An 18,768-nucleotide genomic window follows, 5' to 3' on the forward strand; every position below is an offset into this window, starting at 1 on the left:
AGACGGCATGGACGAATATGTGAAGCGGCAGCTTTCCTCAGTTCCGGGGCATATCGGATTTTACTACAAAAACCTAGTCACGGGAGAAACGGACGGAAGCCGCCAAACGGAGTTGTTCCAAGCGGCCAGCGTAATTAAACTGCCAATTTTGGCGGCCATCCTGCTGGAGGAGCGGGAGCATCCCGGTGTGCTGCAGGAGCGGCTCTTGGTCCGGGACGGCGACAAAGTGCCCGGATGCGGCGCATTGCAGCATATCTCCGGTACGCAGGCGTATGACATAGAAAGCCTCTGTAAGCTGATGATTACTATCAGTGACAATACGGCTACGAATGTGTTAATCCGCCGCTTTGGCATTGAGTTCCTGAATGAGCGATTCCGGGTGCTCGGCCTTCAGGAAACCAAGATTTTTCGCTTTCTGTTTGACACGGAGGCCGCACGTCAGGGAAAGGAGAATTTATGTCAACCGAAGGAGATCGGTAGCCTTCTGGAGGAAATCTACCACGGACGCTGCGTGAGTGCCAATGCGTCTGAGCGAATGCGGGCGATGCTATCGCAACAGCAGATTAACCATAAAATCCCCAGCCTGCTTCCGCCCACCGTGCGGGTGGAGCACAAGACCGGCGAGGATGAGGGGATTACGAATGATGTGGGGATTCTATATGGGAGAGAACCCTGTGTTCTGGTATTGGTATCCAATGAAACTGATGTACCGGCCTTTGAGCAGGTAATCCGGACAGTGAGCCTGCACTATACACGAGTGTGATGACAGACATATAGAAAAAGGAGAAAACTTGTTATGGCCATTATTAAGACGATCTCGGACCTTCTGTGGGGAATGCCTCTCATCGTACTTATTCTGTTGGCTGGCATTATCTTTACGGTCGGCTCCAAATTCTTTCAAATCGCACACTTAAAGCATATTCTGAAAAACACCATTGGAACACTTTTTTCAAAAAAGGACAACGGTAAGGGCATGATGAAACCCTTGGAAGTAATCAGCATTGCCGTTGGCGGAGCAGTGGGTGTTGGCAATATCGGCGGCGTAGCGACCGCTATCGCGGTGGGCGGACCGGGTGCAGCCTTTTGGATTTGGGTTGCGGCCTTTTTGGGCATGATGATGAAAATGGCCGAAGTTTCCCTGGCGGTATACTACCGTTCAAAGGATGAAAAGGGCGGCTATTATGGTGGGCCTACATACTATATGGAGAAAGGGTTGGGACGGGATAAGGGCTTCAAATTCTGGGGCGTGCTGGCGGTTATCTTCGGGATCGGCATTTTTGGAAATGTCTTTTCCATGCAAAACTTCACGGTCGCACAGTCCGTCAACGCCACTTTTGGCATTCCCATGCTGGCGGTAGGTTTAGTCTATGTTGGTCTCACCTATTTGGCTACTGTCCGTGAAATTCCTTGGCTGGGCAAGCTGGCGGCGAAAGTAGTTCCCCCCATGTGCGTCTTTTACCTGGTAGGCGGAATCGTGATTATCATAGTAAATATCACACAATTGCCCGCAGCGCTTGGACTGATTATCAGCGATGCATTTACCGGGACCGCAGCCACCGGCGCTTTCATGGGAGCGGGCGTGGCTTTGATTATCCGAACCGGCTTATCCCGCGCCATGTTCTCCAGCGAGGCTGGCTGGGGTACATCGCCTATGATTCACGCCTCCGCCAAAACGGAGCATCCGGTGAAGCAGGGATTGTGGGGGGCATTTGAGGTTTTTGTCGGTACGATGTGTATCTGCACGGTTACCTCCTTGGTTATCGTCGTTACCGGCCTGTGGGATTCCGGCCTGGATGGTGCTCCATTGACCTTGGCGGCTTTCGAAACAGTGCTTGGGCCTGTTGGAACTATCATCATCACGGTGGCCATTTTCCTCTTTGCTCTTTCTACTACTACCGGATGGTGGGCTTATTTCGAAGTGCTGTTGCGCCATTTGTGCGGCACGAATGAAAAGCTCAAGCGGACCTTGATTAACGTATTTAAGGTAATCTACCCCATTCCCGGGTTCCTTGTAGTGCTTCTGGCTGCGGTGGGAAACGATATTTCTGGTGCGGATATTTGGGAAATCGCCAATTTGACAACGGGAATACCTGCCTTTGTAAACCTGATTGTCATTGTCATACTGAGCGGAAAGTTCTTCCAATTGCTTAAGGACTACAAGGCTCGTTATCTGGGAATCGGTACCGTTGATCCGAACTTCAGACTTTTTGATGAAGAGGAATAAACCGAGCCTGAAAATGGCGGATTGAGAAGCCAAGAGGAGGGCGTGGCTCTGCCACGCCCTCCAGCGGCGGAAAATATCAGGACAGCGCATCCAACACCACATCGAACAGATGTATAGGGTTAAGCTGCCCTCTGTCATAACGCTGGCAAGTGAATCAACGAAGTCCCTGTCGCAGGAAACGGCTGAAATCAATGTCACATCGGTACAGACTCCATCCATCACTTCGGCCTGTATTCCATAAGACGGAAGTCAGCTGGACTGCAATGGTACAGATCGGCCATGCGGCACACGATGCCAAATGGAGGGGCAGAAGTCCCTGCCTCATACAACAAGTGTACGTGCTTTGCTGCAGCCGCTTGGGTGTATCCGGCTTTCTCCCGGCTTGCTCGAACGGATTTTCAGGATGACCACCTTTTGGGGTTCTGCACATTTTGAATTCCTCCTGTCATTTTTCTAATACATTTGGGCCGCGCTCCCCGGAAATCCTTGTGTTTTCAAGGTTTCCGGGGATATTTTCTTGGCCATTTCCCTTGCTTTTTTCCTTACGAGATGTCTGTAAGGGAAAGCTCTCAGCTTTCACCCGCCCCCTTATCCAGAAACCGGGCGGAAGAACCTGTGGTTTCTTTCTTTGCATGGGCGTAGATGTTCATGGTGGTGTTCACGCTGGAAAGGCCCAGCAGCTCTCGGACATCTTTAAAGACGCCCCGCCATAAATTATGTTGCTTGTGAAAGTGTGGCGAAGGACATGAAAGTGAAGGGCCTGGATATTATCGAATGTGATGTTGGCTCGTCTGCACGCCGTAGCTGCCCCCAGAGCGTACAAATGTCCCATCATTCCACAGGCAGACGAATGAGAACTCTGTAAAGCATTCCCGTGGTTCATCTGTGCGGGGCAGGGAAGAGAGCCCGTAATATGTACGGCTCGTTTTCTTCGGAGATCCTGTGTCAGCTCCTGATACTGCCGCTAAAGCGCGCCAAATCCATATAATGCTATTTGGGAATGAGTTTGTTTGTGCAGCAATAACAGGGGCCTACTGCTTAAGTCAAAATTGCAAAAAAAGACATGCAAAATTTGGGAATGATTCCAAAATAGTGTGGTTTGTCAAAAAAAGTGTTGACTTTTTTTGATGGCGGCTTTATGTTAAAAACATGTTAAGAAAAGAGGACGCGGCGATACTGGTTGTTTATTTTTCACAATAGAGTGCCAGTGTTTTTTTGACCTTAAAAATGAGAACGTTTTCAAGAGGGCGTGGGATACATACATGGCAGTAACAATCATTGACGTCGCACGGTTATGTGGTTACTCAAAGGCAACAGTTTCCAGAGCATATGCGTCTCCGGAAGCAGTCAGTGAGAAGGCGCGTGAAAAGATATATGCGGCAGCGAAGCAGTTGAACTATGCGCCTAATGCCATCGCAAGGGCGATGGTTCGGCAACAGACAGAAAATATTGCATTTATTATCCACGAAAAGCAGTATCCCGCTATTTTGAATCCTTTTTATTCTCCGATGCTGGAAGCAGCCATGCAGGAGGGAACCCGAAGGAATTACAGCCTGTTCGTAACGACCAGTCAGGATATCCACCTGCCCAATGGAGATATTTATATCAAAAAGCACATGGATGGAGTGATTTTTGCTGGCGAGGTTGATATCCGGGTCATTGAAGAGTTTCGTAAACAGAGCATTCCGGTAGTGTTGGTAAACAACTATTTGGATATGGATGGCTTAGTGTGCATTTCGGCAGATCACTATGGCGGTGCTGTGCAGGCTACGGAATATCTTTGCAAGCTGGGACATTGTAAAATCGGCCTGTTGTCCGGCCGGTTTTCACCACAAGTTAGTGAAGCTCGTATAGAGGGCTTCGTTAAAACTCTTGCTAAGTATGATATTCCCGTTGATGATCGTTTTATTGCTGATATTGAGCCGGCGCTGGAAGATGGCGAGGAAATCATGACCCGGATGCTGCGGGAGGTGGATCGCCCCACAGCTTTTTTCTGCACCAATGACACCATTGCCGCAGGCGCCATGAAGGCAGTTACCCGGGCAGGGCTGAGAGTGCCGGAAGATATAGCGATCATAGGGTTTGATGACAGCTATATCAGCCGTGTGGTGGAACCCGAGTTGACCACTGTTCGAATTGATGCTGCTAAGATGGGATGCCTTGCCATGCAAACGTTATTTGACTTAATTGCGGGGATGCCGGTAGAAAAGGCGCATATTCAAATTCCTACGGAGCTTATAGTGCGGGGAACCGCTTGATGCTATGTAGAAATTTGACACGCTCCTGATAGAGCGTTTTAAATGGTGAAGTCAAAGTGCGGAAGGATGTGATGCCATGTGTGTTACAGTCATCAATGTCGGTTACGGAGACGCAATCCTCTTTCAGTTAAAGAATGGGTATACTGCACTGCTGGATGGAGGAAGTGCCCTGGAGTCAGAATTTGAAGGCGATTCTTATCGCATTCGGTCAGCAGATTATCTTGCCAGACAGCAGATTGAGCATTTGAATGCTGTGATTATTTCGCATATCCATGAAGATCATGTATGCGGGCTGGAGGCGGTATTACAGCAGACAGTGGTAGATCATCTCTATGTTCCGTACCCGGTAGAGCCTTTCTTAAAAGGCTGTGAACTGACTCCAGCCAGTAACGCTCCCCGCAGTGTACCGCTATATGTTGCGGCCTTGAATGCGTATCGGAGGATTTTGCTTCATGCGAAGGAAAAAGGCATTCCTGTTACCGTGTTGAAAGCAGGACAGGTACTGAAATTTGGAATAGACACGAAGATGCGGATACTGGCACCCAAAAGCTGTGTTGTAGATGCATATATGGAGATCGTGGAACGGGCATACAGTCTTGAGGCGGATACAGATGCCGTGACTGAGTGCCTGATCCGGTTGGACGCTACATCCAATCACACCAGTATGCTGTTGCGCTTCGAACTGGGAGACATCGTTTTTCTCAGCGCGGCGGATAGCTGTCCATCTGAATGGGATGAGGTGCCTGAAATTTTTTTCAAAAATGTAAACGTTCTCAAATTGCCGCATCATGGACAAATAGATTCAATTTCGGAATCTTTTATGAAAAATATGCCGTTGGAGTATATTATTACGACCTCGGCATCTGATAGACGGTATCATAGCGCGAATCAGGCGGTATATCAGAAGCTGGCCGCAATCTTTCCGGCGGAGCATCCACCACACTTTTTGTTTTCGGATGAGCGAGAGTATCCGCCTTATTTCTCACAGCCCGAAGGCTTTCAGGCTATCAAACTTGTAATGGATTCCGGGATGGTTATACCGGAGTTTATTAGAATTCAATGAAAAGAGGAGAGAAAACAATGAAAAAACTCATGTCGCTGGTCCTCGCACTCGCTATGATTCTGAGTTTGGCTGCCTGCGGCGGCAAAACCACGGGAACGTCACCTGACAGCGCAGGCGATTCCCAGCAGGAAACTCCCGCGACTTCGGACGGCGCTTTCCCTGAAAAGCAGATCACTATTATTATGCCCTGGAGCCTTGGCGGCGGACCCGATACCATTGCCCGCCAGGTTGCCTCCTATGGTGAGAAGTATCTGGGTGTGCCCGTGATTGTGGAAAACCATACCGGTGGTTCCGGAACTATCGCCATGAACGATGCATTGCAGGCGGAGGATGACGGTTATACCATGGTGGTTGCCAACGGCCCCCTGTTCTCACTGACTCCCAGCTTCATTAATGTCAACTACACACTGGATGATATTACGCCTCTGATTGGTATGCGTATCACGGAGTTCGTTGTTCTGACTAACTCTAAGAGCGGCATCACCAATATCGACGAGCTGAAAGCCTATGCCGCAGAGGGGAACACAATCAAGTACGCTACCACAGGCGGCCCTGGCAACGACAGCTATACTATGATTTCCGTCCTGTTCAAGTTATTGGACATCCCCGCTGAGCCTGTTCCCTACGACGGCGGCCAGGAGGCCATCAATGCGTTGGTGGGCGGCCATGTTGACGTGGCTATCGGTTCTCCCCCGACTTACCGCGATTATGTGATCAACGGCGAATTGAACTGCCTGGGAACCTTCATTCCCGAGGGGCTGGAGGTGGAAGGCATTGGCCACATCAGTTCCTTTAGGGATCAGGGAGTCGACGTGGACTTCACCGGCATGGACTACTTTGCGGTCCGCTCCTCTGTGGATGACAGCAAGAAGGAAGTTTTGACCAACTTCATCGCGGAGGTTTATGCTGATCCCGAGTTCCAGGAATTTATGAAAGGCATGGGCATGGAAGCCTGGGAGGCCACTGAGAGCGAGATCGTTGATATGGTAGAAGCTCAGACCGAGGCGATGACCGAGTATATTCCTCTGGTGCAGTGACACTCTGCGGTGCCCCATATCGCCGAGATATGGGGCACCCATTTTAAAAAGAGGTATTGAATTATGAAAATCAGATATAACAGAGAAATAATATCGGGCGCTATTTTTGTGGTTCTGAGCGCAGTGCTGTGGTTCCTGATTCCCGTACAGGTCCAGACGCTGGAGAAAACGCCAATCAACGCACAGACCTTCCCCCGTATCGCCATTGGTGGTATGTTCCTCTGCTCTGTCGGTCTGCTGCTGGAGGGGATCTTCGTCCGGGAGAAGCAGGAGTTGTATGTGACGAAAGAGAGTTTTCGCTCCAATGCCTTTAAAAAAGAAATGCGTTCCGTAGTGTTCGCATTGCTTTTGATCGCCTACTGTTTCCTGATTGGACATCTGGGCTATATTGTCTCCACAATCCTGCTGGTACTGGCGGTCATGATGTTCTATAAAGCCAGAAAGTGGTACTACTATGCGATTCCTCTGGGGATGGTGGGCATCGTGTACTACGTATTCAAGGTGCTTCTTCATATTTCCCTGCCCTGATCGAAAAGGAGAATACTTATGGAACAATTTTTAGGCGGACTGCAAGTTCTGCTGCAGTGGCAGAACTTTTTGATTATTCCGGTGGGGCTGGCAATCGGTATTATTGTGGGTGCTATCCCCGGACTGACCTCCGATTTAGGTCTCATCCTTTGTATACCCTTGACCTATGGCATGGATCCCACGATGGCTATTTTAATGCTGCTGGCCATCTACTGCGGCGGTACCTACGGCGGTTCCATCACTGCGATTCTCATCAACACCCCGGGTACCTCGGCCAATGCGGCAACGCTGTTTGACGGTTATCCCATGACCCAAAGAGGACAAGCGTTCAAGGCACTGCAAATGGCACTGTACGCATCAACCATCGGTGGCCTTATAAGCGCATTTGCCCTACTGTTTCTGGCTCCCCAGATCGCAAAAATCACACTGCTGTTTGGCCCTGCCGAATATTTTGCTTTGGCAGTTTTTGGACTATCCGTGATTGCGGGCGTCTCTAACAACAGTATTTTCAAGGGACTGATCGGCGCTTGCATCGGCTTGTTCATGGCTACCATCGGCATGGACAATATCAGCGGCACCGCCCGCTTTACCTTTGGAAGCAATCGGCTCATGAGTGGTATCGACCTGATCATCGCCCTCATTGGACTGTTTGCTATCTCTGAGATTATGATGAAGTCCCAGTATGATCCAAGGACCGACCACAAGACTATCAGTTCTTCAGCCATCACCAGAGATAAAATCACGAAGGACGAGTATCGGCGATGCCGCAAACCAATCGGCATTGGCTCCCTGATCGGTGTCATTATCGGCGCAACCCCTGGAACTGGCGGTGGTTTGGCGGCGTTCATCTCTTATAACCAGGTGAAGCAATCCTCCAGCCATCCCGAGACTTTTGGCCACGGCGAGATCGAGGGTGTGGCCGCCTCCGAGTCCGCCAACAATGGCGCCTGCGGCGCAACGATGATCCCCATGCTGACGCTGGGGGTCCCAGGGGACGGCGCCACCGCTATCTTGATGGGTGCATTCATGATCCACGGCATGATCCCCGGCCCCACGCTGTTCGAAGAGCAGGGCAATATTCTATATGCCATTATGCTGGGCCTGATCGTGGTCAATGTGTTTATGTATATTCTGGGCAGTGGCTTTACCCGTTTTTACGCGCATATCACCCGTATTCCCTACGAGATTTTGGCGGCTATTGTATTGACCTTTTGCATTGCGGGTGCGTATTCCACCAATAACCGGATGTATGATATCTACATCATCCTGATCTTCGGCATTGTAGCGTATTTCCTGCGCCGGATGGATTTTCAGTTGGTTCCCATTCTGCTCGGCATTGTGCTGGGGCCTTTGGCCGAGAAAAACTTCCGCCGGGCACTGGTGCTGTCTGACGGGAGTCTGGACATTTTCTTTACCCGTCCTATCAGCTGTGCCTTTATCTTGATTGCTGTAGGTTCTATTTTGCTGTTTGCCTGGAAAAATCACAAGGCAAAGGTAAAAACCACACAGAAATAATACAGATCTGCGCAAGTACTGAGACATCTCCTTATTTGAGCATTGCCAAATTCATACAATTTGAAGAGCGACGGTGTTTGAGATGAAGAAAATTTTGAAAAGGCTTTTCTGCTTGGCTATCGCTGTTGTGATGTTAATGAGTACTGCGGGGGCAGAAGGAACCTCCACTTATATGGCTTACCGGTCAAATGCCGTTACAATATCAGCAGCTGACGGACTTGGCATCGTAAGTGGAACATTCGTAATAAAGGATCTCAGTATTACAAACGGGCAAGATCCTGATGGTCGCAACTATGTTGGACAGGTGCATACACTTGAAAATGGGGAATTTACATTCAGCGTTGGGCGCAGTGCCTCTGAAAGCGTTGCATCATGGTTCAATTCAAAGATCTCAGGATATAATGATCCTTCTGTGAACGGAGATAGAACAACATTTGACCAGACTGCTGATGATTTGAATTTTGCCTTTGTCGGTGATTTGAATTTGGTTGTGGATACTGCCGATGATCCGCAGGGTCTAAGTGTTACATTTCCTGATGTTGTTATTGCTCAGGGGAGCACCTTGTTTAGAAATAATTGGTGGTTTGGTCAACGCTCTGGCCAGCATACAAGAGATAGTGACGGCCCCGACACTGTATTGGCAATTGGAAGTACGACAGAGGGAAGAACAGTTTATGCATCGTTTTTGAGAGGCGGCAACGAGGTTAATGAGATTTCTCTGGAAGCCATTCACGTGGTAGAAGCTGCTGCGGATAGTGCGAATAAAGTTGTCGATGTTAAAAATAAATTTGCTGCGCTTCCGATTGATGGTGTTCAAAGCAATTTGGAAGGTTTCCCCGGCAGCTATGACCCTACCGTAAATCATATCCAGGGATATGCGCAGTATGATAGTTGCGATCATACTCGATATTCTATTCTGACGCATAGTGTAGGAACTGCGCCCTATGCGCATATTGTCGCCGGCCCCAAAACGGGCAGTGACAAGTGGGGGTTCAAAACATACCTTCAGAATTGGAGACATCCTGGTGGCGTTCAAGTAATGGGAGATTATCTGTTGGTTCCCTCTGAACAAGATGCTTCCGCGCATATAGCTTTATATGATTTGCGTTCATTGGCCGTAAAAGAACTAAGAAGAGTTGAGACATTTGACTTAGCTGTAAGCCATAAGGCTGGTGCTTTGGGGATTACTTCTTATGAGGATAAAAACGGCATTGAGTATTACGTGATGATAGTTGCCCATTTAGATGGCGAGAATACTGTGTACCATGTCTATCGTGCATTGGCATCAAATGGCATTGAAAACGCCCGGTTCTCCGAAGTTGGAAGTTTTGAATCTGATAAGGACTTTCAAGGTTTTGGCTTGATTACTGAGGATGGGACAAATGATATTTATATGATAGGGCTTTGGTCGCCAAGCGAGGGTGTGACATTTGCGGATTATGCATACCTGTACCAGTTGAATACGGAAACATGGACCATTGGAGAAGCACTTCAGCAGATTCACATGGTCAGTGTTGGAGGAATGGCTGGTATGATGGGAGTTCATTTCCGTTATGGCGCAAATGTATATGTTGCAGACGATGGTACGCTAACTTTATCCGCTACAGAGCGGAACTCGGTTTTGGGCAGCTCTTTGGCAACAAATGATTGGATTCCTGCAATCGTAAACTAATATTTGACGATATCGTTATGTGAGGAAAGGGAACGGGCTGTGATCCGTTCCCTTTCTCCACAGTGAATATTCTATTGATAAACCGCATGATGGTGGATATCTTGTTTTGACTGACAATGAATAAACCAAAGCTGACCCGTAGTGCATAGCTGGGGGAGAACTACGGCGAATTGGCTCAAAGACATCTTCTTCGGTTTTTTAAGCAGTTGCGCTAAAGCTTGCATGAAGCAATCTTTCCTGTTCCTTTATGTAAATGCATGGCGTCGAGAAGGTGTCATCTCCCCCATAAAACAGACTGCATTTCGCAAGAGCCGATTGGAACGTCTCCTGACCGGCACGCTGGCAGATCTTCTGTTTATTCTCTTAAAAGATTTCTGCTGTGATTTGCTTTTCGGCTCTGCCGGGCGGGGCTTTAGAAGTTTTTGGCTTTCCGGCCCTTTAGAGTGAGCAGCAAACAAGAAACCGTCAAGCCTCTTTTGATGCTTGGCGGTTTCCTGTTTGACGCTTATATTGCTATAACAAATTTCAGGGAGGTGTCACGAATTTTGAGAACTTCAATCAAGCGGGAATGAGTCGCTTTTCGAGTTTAGAAGTGATCCGCCATGTCCTCACCCGAAAACATCTTAAAGGGAATCCGAGTTTTTAGGATCTGATCGGCTGCAATTTACAGCATACCGGCCATCACACCGGCCACCAAAATAGAGACCATTGCGGCCATACCGCCCACTACCAGGCGAGGCATGACCCGGCTCATCAGAAAGGCCTTTTCATCCTCATCCTCCGCCACAGCATTGCATACCTCCACAGAGATTAGGTAAGTGGAGGGGAACCCCAGCATCTGACAGAAGCCTACGCCGAAGGCCATGGACTTATCCCCCAGAATCTTCCACACCGGCAGGACTTTCATCATAACAAAGATGGAAAGTACCGACACCGCGAACACAACCACCAGCGGGAGGATCAGGTCGATGAGGTCGGATATGGAGATGTTGGCCAGGGCGGGAATGATGGCAGCGAACACCACCATGTTGATAAAACCGCTGGCTTGGGCTTTCTGGAGGAGGTTCTTGGGCACCACACCCAGCTGGGTGAAGATCACGCCCAACACCAGCCCCAGGATGGCGTAGTTGATGTGGGTCAGCTCACCCAGCCATACAGAGAGCAGGCCGCCGACTACTGCCAGCAAAATGCACACATTGCTGGAATAAAAGCCGTCAAATTTCTCGGCCAATGTTATCCTCTTGGACGCTGTCTTTGCCTCGCTGTTCCGATTCTCGGATTTGCCCGCGGCGGCCATAAACTCGTCCAGGGTGCCGCTGGATTTGGCCTTCCGGTATTCGCCGATCAGGCCCTGGGCATAGCGGAGACTGGCGCTGGAGGCAAAGGGCGTACCCACGAACTTCTGCACGGCGAAGGTAATGGCAGCCAGCGCGGCGGCCAGAGGATAGCCAGCCTTGGTGGCAGCCTCCGTCATGATCTGCGTTGCGGGCAGAGCGCCGTTGACTACCGGGATGGCGCTGAGGGCCATCTCCTTGCCGATGATAGGGATGGTCAGTGAGACGCCGATGATTACCGCCAGCATACCGAACCAGCAAGTGACCACAGTCCGCCACTCATCCATGAACTGGCGCAGGTTAATCATGGACCCCATAGCGAAGAGCAGCATTGGCACGCTCCAGCTGGAAGCGGCGCTGAGACCGGCCTTTTCGATGATGTCGGCGGGCAATACGCCGGCGACGAACAGGACCAGGAACAGCATCAGCGTGGCGAACACCGAGGAGATCCGGGCTTTGGTCAGCTTGGCCACTACGTCGCCGACAGCGAAGAGAACCATCACCACTGCGAACCACAGCAACATATCAAACACTTGTCATTCATCCTTTCTCTATCTGTTTATTGAAAGGGCCGCCCGGCGCAGCCTTTTAGAGATACTGGTCGAACCAGTCGCACAGAGCGTTGAGCCGGATCAGACGGTTGACCGGCCGCCCGGACCGGTTGAGCTCGTGGCCCTCCTGATGAATCAGGACCACCTTGGAAGGAACACCCTGCTGACGCAGACTGGTGAACATCTGCAGGGGCTCGTCCATCCAGCAGCGGTAGTCGGTGTTGGAGTGGATAAACAGGGTGGGAGTGGTGACATTGCGGACGTACTTCAGGGGAGACTTGTCCCAGAGGATCTGGCTCTCGTCCCAGATGACGCCTTTCCGCTCCAGGGCATTGAGGCCCATGTGCTCCAGCAGGAACAGATACCCCTTGTCACAGGTGGAGATGGAGGTGACAAAGTTGGAAATGCTCCGCATGGCACAGGCAGCCTTGAACCGCTGGGTGTGGCCGATGATCCAGTTGGTCATGTAGCCGCCATAGGACCCGCCGCACACGCCCAACCGATCCGCGTCCACGTCCGGATAACGGCGAAGCACCTCATCGGTGAAGTCCATCAGATCCTGGTAATCGATGGTGCCCCACCGACCTACCAGATCGAAGTAATCCTGCCCCCGACCGTCGCTGCCGTGGGGATTTGTATAGAACACGAACCGACCGCCAGCGGCCAGCAGCTGCATCTCATGGTAGTACTGGGAACCGTAGGCCGCCTTGGGGCCGCCGTGAATGTTCAATACGCCGGGATACTTCTTCCCCGGCTCGTATCCGGAGGGGCGGATGACCCAGCCATCCACCTCCTGACCGTCCCGGCTGCGGAACGTGATGTGCTCCGGACGTGAGATCTGGCGGGTCTCCAGAAAGGCGTCGTGGAATTGGGTGAGCCTCTCCGGTTCCCCGCCGGAGAGGGGCTGGCGGTACAGCTCCTGAGGCCGGTGATCCCGGAAAGCTGCCAGATAGGCGTTCTCTCCAATGATATCAAAGCAGGCAATCCCCTCATAGGAGGCCACAGGAGCAAAGTTCCCCGCCTTGTCGAAGCGCAGCAGGGCGGTGACGTCGCGCTGGAGACGGACGGCATAGAGACTGTCTCCCTGGACGGCACAGACCTTGCCGCCGCCCAAAGACATATCCCCGATGGCGGAGGTACCCAAAAAACCGTCCGGGGCGCAGAAGGTCCGGCAGTCCCCGGTGGCCGGATTCAGCAGATAGAGCTTGGGGCTTCGGGAGACGCTGGTGTGTGGGTCGCCGCCCTCGAACCAGATATCCGTGCCCCACCAGCCCACCTGGGTGATCCGATATTTCCTATCGGGGACCAGTGACCGGGTTTGGCCGGTGGCCAGATCGTAGAGCATCAGCTGCCGGTAGTCAGGCCGGATTCCCTCAAAGCTCACACCCCAATAGAGGATCCGAGAGCCTTCCGGAGAGACTGCCGCTCCTTCCATGTCATAGGTGGGAGGGGTGATCTGGTTTACGGAGCCGTCGGCAGGATCGAAAATCCATCCGCTCATCCGGGTGCCGTTAATCATCCCCAGACCGTCGGCCCAGAAGGGCAGTTCGTCAAAAACCGTATAGTCACGGCCGGGCTGAGGCTGGTCCGCAGGCAGGTCCTCCGGAGGGGTCATGGGCCGCCGGGTCAGGACGAACCATCTTCCGTCGGGCAGGGGGTGAAACTGCTTTACCGACAGGGGAATGGTGAAAGCCCGTTCTGCTTCGCTTCCCCGGATGTCCAGCCGGTAAAAGGCGGTTTTACCAGGCTGATCCCCGGTCCGGCAGGAGGGGAAGATCAGCGTATTTGAATCCAGCCAGCGAAAAGCGGCCTCGTCGCCGTTGCCGGTCAGGGGGCGAACGGCGCCGGTTGCGGTGTCCAGCAGATGGATGCAGGCGTAATAGCCTTTTCCATCATCTCTGGCCCGGCGGGACACAAAAGCTGCGTGAGCCCCGTCGGGTGCGACCGCCACCTCGGAGAGGAATCGGTATGCGTACAAGTCATCTGCTTTGATGCGTTCCATAATTATGCCTCCTGTTTATTGAGATACCGCTGGTACCAGCGGAGCATTTCCTCCAGTCGCCGGAGCCGCTGACGGGGCCGGCCGGAGCGGGAGAGTTCGTGGTTTTCCCCTGGGAAAAGACACAGCCGGGAGGGAACTCCCCGCAGCTGGAGAGCGGTGAACATCTGGATCGCTTCCAGTTTCCAGCAGCGATAGTCCTCCTCACCGTGGAGGAACAATGTGGGCGTGGTCACATGATCGGCATAGCGAAGAGGGGACTGCTGCCACTGGAGATCCCGATCCTCCCGGTGGGAAGCGCCGGTTTGCCCCTTGGCGAAGTAGTAGCCGATGTCCGCCGTGCCCTCCATCCCGGTCCAGTTTGCGATGGACCGCTGGGAGCAGGCTGCCTGGAACCGGTCCGTGTGGCCGATGATCCAGTTGGTCATGAAACCGCCATAGGACCCGCCGCCAACGCCCAAACGGGTGGGATCGATGTCCGGCCAGCGGGCCAGGGCTCCGTCCAAGAAAGCCATGATATCCTGATAGTCGATGGTCCCGAACCGGCCCCGGATATCGGCAAAGTCATTTCCACGGCCCTCGCTTCCACGGGGGTTGCAGAACAGAACGAAGTATCCGGCTCCCGCCAGGACCTGCATCTCGTGAAAGAACACCGAGCCGTAGCTCAGGCGGGGCCCGCCATGGATGGTCAAAATGGCTGGGTATTTTTTGCCGGGAACGTAGGCCACCGGCGGGAGTACCCACCCCTGGACCGGCAGCGGACCTCCGGTATCCACCTCCAGCGGCTGGGGCGTGGAGACGGCGCAGCGGTCATAGATCCCGTCGTTGGCGTGGGTCAGACGGATCTCCCGGCCATGCTCCAGAGTGTAGATCTCTCCGATCCGGTTTTCCCGAAACGCCAGGTACACCAGCCGGTCTGCCGCGGCATCCAAATACTCCACACTGCCCGGCCCGGTGAGGGGGCGGGCCTCGCCGGAGGTCAGATCCAAAGCCTCAATCCGGCTGTCCCGGTCCACGGTGGAGAGGAAATAGAGCGTGTCTCCGCAGACGCGCCAGGTCTCTCCGGCACCAAGGCGGCTGTCGGTGGCCACGGTGTTGCCCACACAATGATGGCTGTGGCGGAGGAGCAGCTCTGGTTCTCCTCCGGAGAGAGGGATGGTGTAGAAATCGCCATTTTCCCCATTTCCATAGCCAAGCCCGTCGGTAAGACAGAGAACCGCCTGGTCCCGCCAAAGGGCAAAGAGCTTCACCAGATACCGGTCCTGTTCCAGGAGGCACCGGGTCTCTCCACTGGCCGCGTCCCAGATAAAAACACCGTGGCGCAGAGTCTGGACATCCGTGAAGCGATGACCGGTATAGAGGATCCGGCCATCTTCCACGGTAAAGCCTGTAACCTTGAAGGGCGGCGCGGTGAGGGGGGTGGTTACGCCGGACGCAGGGTCGTGGATATACAACTGGGACCGCTGCCCGCTGGTGAGGCCCAGGCCGTTGGCCCAGAAGGGAATGTCCTCCAGCACATCATAGGTGCGGTTTTTGTATTCCTCCAGGGCCGAAGCTTCCTCCGGGGGACTCAGACTGTCCAGATTTGGGCGGTTCATGTCCACGGTGGCGGTGAAAACGAACCGCCCGTCCGTTAAGCGCCGGGCCCTGCCCGCCCGCATGGGGACGGTGAACAGGGGCTGCGCCTCGCCGCCATCCACCGGCAGCGCGTAATATGTAGTGGTATCCTGAGAAGCGGAACCGGCTGTGCCTCGCATCCCGGAAAAGAGGATGGTCCGGTTATCCATCCAAGAAAAAGCCCGCACCGGACTCAGGGAGCTGAGGGGACGGTCCGCCCCCGTACTGTGGTCATAGACCCACAGCCGGGCGTCATAGCCATTGGAGGCCAAATTCGCCTGCTGGCGGATATAGGCAGTGTACCGACCGTCCGGCGAGAGACCCAGGTCGCTGAGATATCGGAATTGCAGGAATGTTTCGCAGATCATAGGCTCCATCATATTCACTCCATTTCGTCATTGACTACAAATTTCATCCTGTACCAGCGGCACCGCAGATGTGTCCTGCTGCCGGGAGAGGCGGCGTCTGGAAACTGGAAATAGCATCCTGATTTTAATTATTTATTTTTAATTAAAAATAAATAATTAAAAAATGGCCCCATCCTTACAACCGGCGAAGCACACCTTCGATATGCTGCTGTAAACAGTGCTGGGCCCTCGTGATATCTCCGGAACGGATGGACTCTACTAGGCGAACGTGATCTCTGGCTGTGCCGCTAAAGTCCCGGAGCCGCAAAGGGCAAAGCAGATAGTTGGACACTAGAAAGCGCCCCTGTACCCGGTCATACGTCTCCAGCAGAATCCTGTTCCCTGACGCTTCTACAAGCAACCGATGAAAGCGGCGGTCCAACATGGCGAATTCTTTTGGAGAAAAAGAACTGCCGGTGAGGCGGACACCCTCTTCACTGTAACGATTCAACTGGGCTAATACGGTTTCTGCCGACAGCCCAAGGCCGGACATAAACCGCTCCAGCGCATGTCCCTCTACCATTTGACGGACTTCACACATCTGGCGCACATGCTCCTGGTCATACTCCGGCACATAGATGCGGCCATTACCCATGATCTGAAGGATCCCGTCATTGGCCAGTAATTTAACGGCCTGAACCACCGGCGTTCGGCTGACCTCGAAGCGATGAGCCAGTTCGTCCAAGGTCAGGTTTTGTCCCATCTCATAATCACCATTAATGAGGCTCTCAACAATATGCTCATACAAAATTTCGTCCAGGCTATTCTTTACTTTCATGGAATTCTTCCTCCAGTTAAAATAAGTGTAATCGAGAACAGAGAAAAAAACAATAGGGAATAGAAGTGTCATTTATTGGGCGGCGAAAATTCATGATAAATTCACAAGGGGTTACAAGAAATTATTGTTAAAAATGCCAACAAGATGCTATATGCGTTTGTTTCTGATTCTTATATCTACCATCTCGCTTCACATTAGATAGGCCTTATCAAATATCCTATCCAGCCAGCAGCCAGTGTGATGAGGATGACCACAACATCCCCGCCGGGAAATTGTGCGAGGGAAGAGAAGGTGTCAGTCCAAACAGCATCAAAATCCATGCCAATACAAATGGAACGCTGTATAGCATCAGCGCAGCTTTTCCGACCTTTGCAAAAGGACGATACAACAAGTTCAGCTTCCTTTCCGGCAGCGCCGCCGCCAGCAGAACCTTGCTCCCGCCTGTCCCGATCAGCATTCCAATCACGGCCCCCCGGACGGCATCCAATGCCAGCAGCCTGACAGCCGCGGGGGTAATTTTTCGTGTTGCCTTTTGATTCATGGGGACATCCTTGGTTTTTATCCCCTCTTGTTATCGGCGGCATTGTAGCATGAATGAAGAGCGATAGGCTGGATTTTGGCCCCAGATGTGCGTCCTCGGCTTTAAATGCGAGTTAGTCCTATGCGTTCAGGACAAATTGCATTTATTCAGGACAAAACCTTTCAATCTGATATACTGCGGGAAAAGATGGACAAGAAAGGATTCCGCCTATGGTACCGATCGTTCTTTGCGACGACGATCCCTTCACATTGCAGCTTCTGTCCGAGCTGCTGGAACGGGCGATCCGGCAAAGCAAAGCAGAGGCCAACTTGTCTGTCTGGCCTCTGCTGGTCAGGAGCCGCTCCAGTTTATCCGCAGCGGTGGAAGCTATCTCTATTTTCTCGATTATGACCTGGGAAGGGATTCCCCCCAACGGCGTGGACCTTGTCCGGCAGATCTACCACACGGACCCCGGCGGGAAAATCGTCTTTGTTACCGGCCATGGGGAGAAGGGCATGGATATTCTGCGCAGCGGCGTGCGGCCCTTTGGGTTTATTGAAAATGTGTGGATCAGAATGAGATGGTTCGGGAGTATATTCGATATTTGAAAATGGCGGTGCCGGAGCAGCAAAACAGCGCGGACGGGGACACCGTCGAACTGCCCATCGGGATCGATGAAACGGTACGGCTGCCGGTTTCTGAGATATTGTATGTGGATTCCGTCAAAACAGTGGCCCATTCTATTTGCTGTCATTTGACGGGTCAGGGGGTGACTGCGCGGGAGACGATCGAACACGCCCAGGAACAGCTGGAAGATCAGGTTATCCGCTGCCGTTGCTCTGTTTTAGTAAGGGACATTGCCGCCGCTGGGCAGTTCAACGTTTGCGATAAAATAATTTTTAAGACGCAGTGATAAAGGGGCTGCATATATACGCGCAAGATAGAACAGAATTTGTGAAGACAGCGCCTTTGCGTTCCTATAACCTTGGTCCGTGGAGATCGGAATTTACGAAAAAATACAGGAATTGTTCAGGATGCCGTTACAGCTGTTGACATTGATGATGAGCGAACCGCTCTGGTGCTTGTCAGTCTTACTCCTGACGGGAATATTTGCACAGAAAGAACTTATTATGCGATGATTTGCGAGATTGATGCGACGGCATGTAAAGTTACATTTCATGTTACTGACGACGTAGCGTAGCCCTCAATCAAATCCTGGTTTACGATTGAACCCTATGGGCCGCAGAGTGCTTGCGGCCTCATTC

At 52.2% G+C, this 18,768-nt stretch carries 15 protein-coding genes; 10 read left to right on the plus strand and 5 right to left on the minus strand.

Annotated elements, in window-relative coordinates:
• The first annotated feature begins 7 nt into the window (after positions 1-7).
• The 8 genes from OCV80_RS05615 (at position 8) to OCV80_RS05650 (ending at position 10,297) form a co-directional block, all read left to right on the plus strand.
• Positions 8-763, plus strand: coding sequence for a serine hydrolase (locus tag OCV80_RS05615; RefSeq protein ID WP_136891513.1), 756 nt, complete (start codon positions 8-10; stop codon positions 761-763).
• Between the two features lie 33 nt (positions 764-796).
• Positions 797-2,224: an alanine/glycine:cation symporter family protein gene (locus OCV80_RS05620; protein WP_021749396.1), complete on the plus strand. Its 1,428-nt coding sequence runs from the start codon at positions 797-799 to the stop codon at positions 2,222-2,224.
• A 1,262-nt stretch (positions 2,225-3,486) separates the two neighbouring features.
• A complete protein-coding gene (locus tag OCV80_RS05625; protein ID WP_267288269.1) occupies positions 3,487-4,482 on the plus strand; it encodes a LacI family DNA-binding transcriptional regulator in 996 nt (331 codons plus the stop codon).
• A 76-nt stretch (positions 4,483-4,558) separates the two neighbouring features.
• Positions 4,559-5,545, plus strand: coding sequence for a ComEC/Rec2 family competence protein (locus OCV80_RS05630; protein WP_267288270.1), 987 nt, complete (start codon positions 4,559-4,561; stop codon positions 5,543-5,545).
• Positions 5,546-5,562: 17 nt separating this feature from the next.
• Positions 5,563-6,582, plus strand: coding sequence for a Bug family tripartite tricarboxylate transporter substrate binding protein (locus OCV80_RS05635; protein ID WP_249390694.1), 1,020 nt, complete (start codon positions 5,563-5,565; stop codon positions 6,580-6,582).
• 63 nt (positions 6,583-6,645) lie between these two features.
• Entirely contained in the window at positions 6,646-7,110 is a 465-nt protein-coding gene (locus OCV80_RS05640; RefSeq protein WP_021749390.1) for a tripartite tricarboxylate transporter TctB family protein, read from the plus strand.
• An 18-nt stretch (positions 7,111-7,128) separates the two neighbouring features.
• Positions 7,129-8,625: a tripartite tricarboxylate transporter permease gene (locus tag OCV80_RS05645; RefSeq protein WP_119310648.1), complete on the plus strand. Its 1,497-nt coding sequence runs from the start codon at positions 7,129-7,131 to the stop codon at positions 8,623-8,625.
• A 73-nt stretch (positions 8,626-8,698) separates the two neighbouring features.
• Complete coding sequence (locus tag OCV80_RS05650; protein ID WP_256264384.1) at positions 8,699-10,297, plus strand: hypothetical protein; 1,599 nt, start codon at positions 8,699-8,701, stop codon at positions 10,295-10,297.
• Between the two features lie 664 nt (positions 10,298-10,961).
• Here the strand turns inward: OCV80_RS05650 and OCV80_RS05655 are convergent.
• The 5 genes from OCV80_RS05655 to OCV80_RS05675 form a co-directional block, all read right to left on the minus strand.
• Positions 10,962-12,164: a hypothetical protein gene (locus OCV80_RS05655; RefSeq protein WP_051319936.1), complete on the minus strand. Its 1,203-nt coding sequence runs from the start codon at positions 12,162-12,164 to the stop codon at positions 10,962-10,964.
• A gap of 55 nt (positions 12,165-12,219) precedes the next feature.
• The gene (locus tag OCV80_RS05660) at positions 12,220-14,184 is read right to left on the minus strand and encodes an alpha/beta hydrolase family protein (RefSeq protein WP_267288271.1); all 1,965 of its coding nucleotides are present in this window, start codon (positions 14,182-14,184) and stop codon (positions 12,220-12,222) included.
• Positions 14,185-14,186: 2 nt separating this feature from the next.
• Positions 14,187-16,178, minus strand: a complete 1,992-nt coding sequence (locus OCV80_RS05665) for an alpha/beta hydrolase family protein (protein WP_136891518.1) — start codon at positions 16,176-16,178, stop codon at positions 14,187-14,189.
• A gap of 163 nt (positions 16,179-16,341) precedes the next feature.
• Positions 16,342-16,983, minus strand: coding sequence for a GntR family transcriptional regulator (locus OCV80_RS05670; protein ID WP_025543544.1), 642 nt, complete (start codon positions 16,981-16,983; stop codon positions 16,342-16,344).
• Between the two features lie 217 nt (positions 16,984-17,200).
• Positions 17,201-17,524, minus strand: a complete 324-nt coding sequence (locus OCV80_RS05675; protein WP_021751682.1) for a hypothetical protein — start codon at positions 17,522-17,524, stop codon at positions 17,201-17,203.
• A gap of 209 nt (positions 17,525-17,733) precedes the next feature.
• Here OCV80_RS05675 and OCV80_RS05680 point away from each other — a divergent pair, with 209 nt between their 5' ends.
• Positions 17,734-18,111: a response regulator gene (locus OCV80_RS05680; RefSeq protein WP_025543542.1), complete on the plus strand. Its 378-nt coding sequence runs from the start codon at positions 17,734-17,736 to the stop codon at positions 18,109-18,111.
• On the plus strand, positions 18,108-18,416 hold the full coding sequence (locus tag OCV80_RS05685; RefSeq protein ID WP_025543540.1) for a LytTR family transcriptional regulator DNA-binding domain-containing protein: 309 nt from the start codon (positions 18,108-18,110) through the stop codon (positions 18,414-18,416). Before OCV80_RS05680 ends, OCV80_RS05685 begins: the two co-directional genes overlap by 4 nt.
• Positions 18,417-18,768 lie beyond the last annotated feature (352 nt).

Origin of the sequence: Oscillibacter acetigenes, assembly GCF_025567605.1 — a bacterium.
GTDB lineage: Bacteria > Bacillota > Clostridia > Oscillospirales > Oscillospiraceae > Oscillibacter > Oscillibacter welbionis.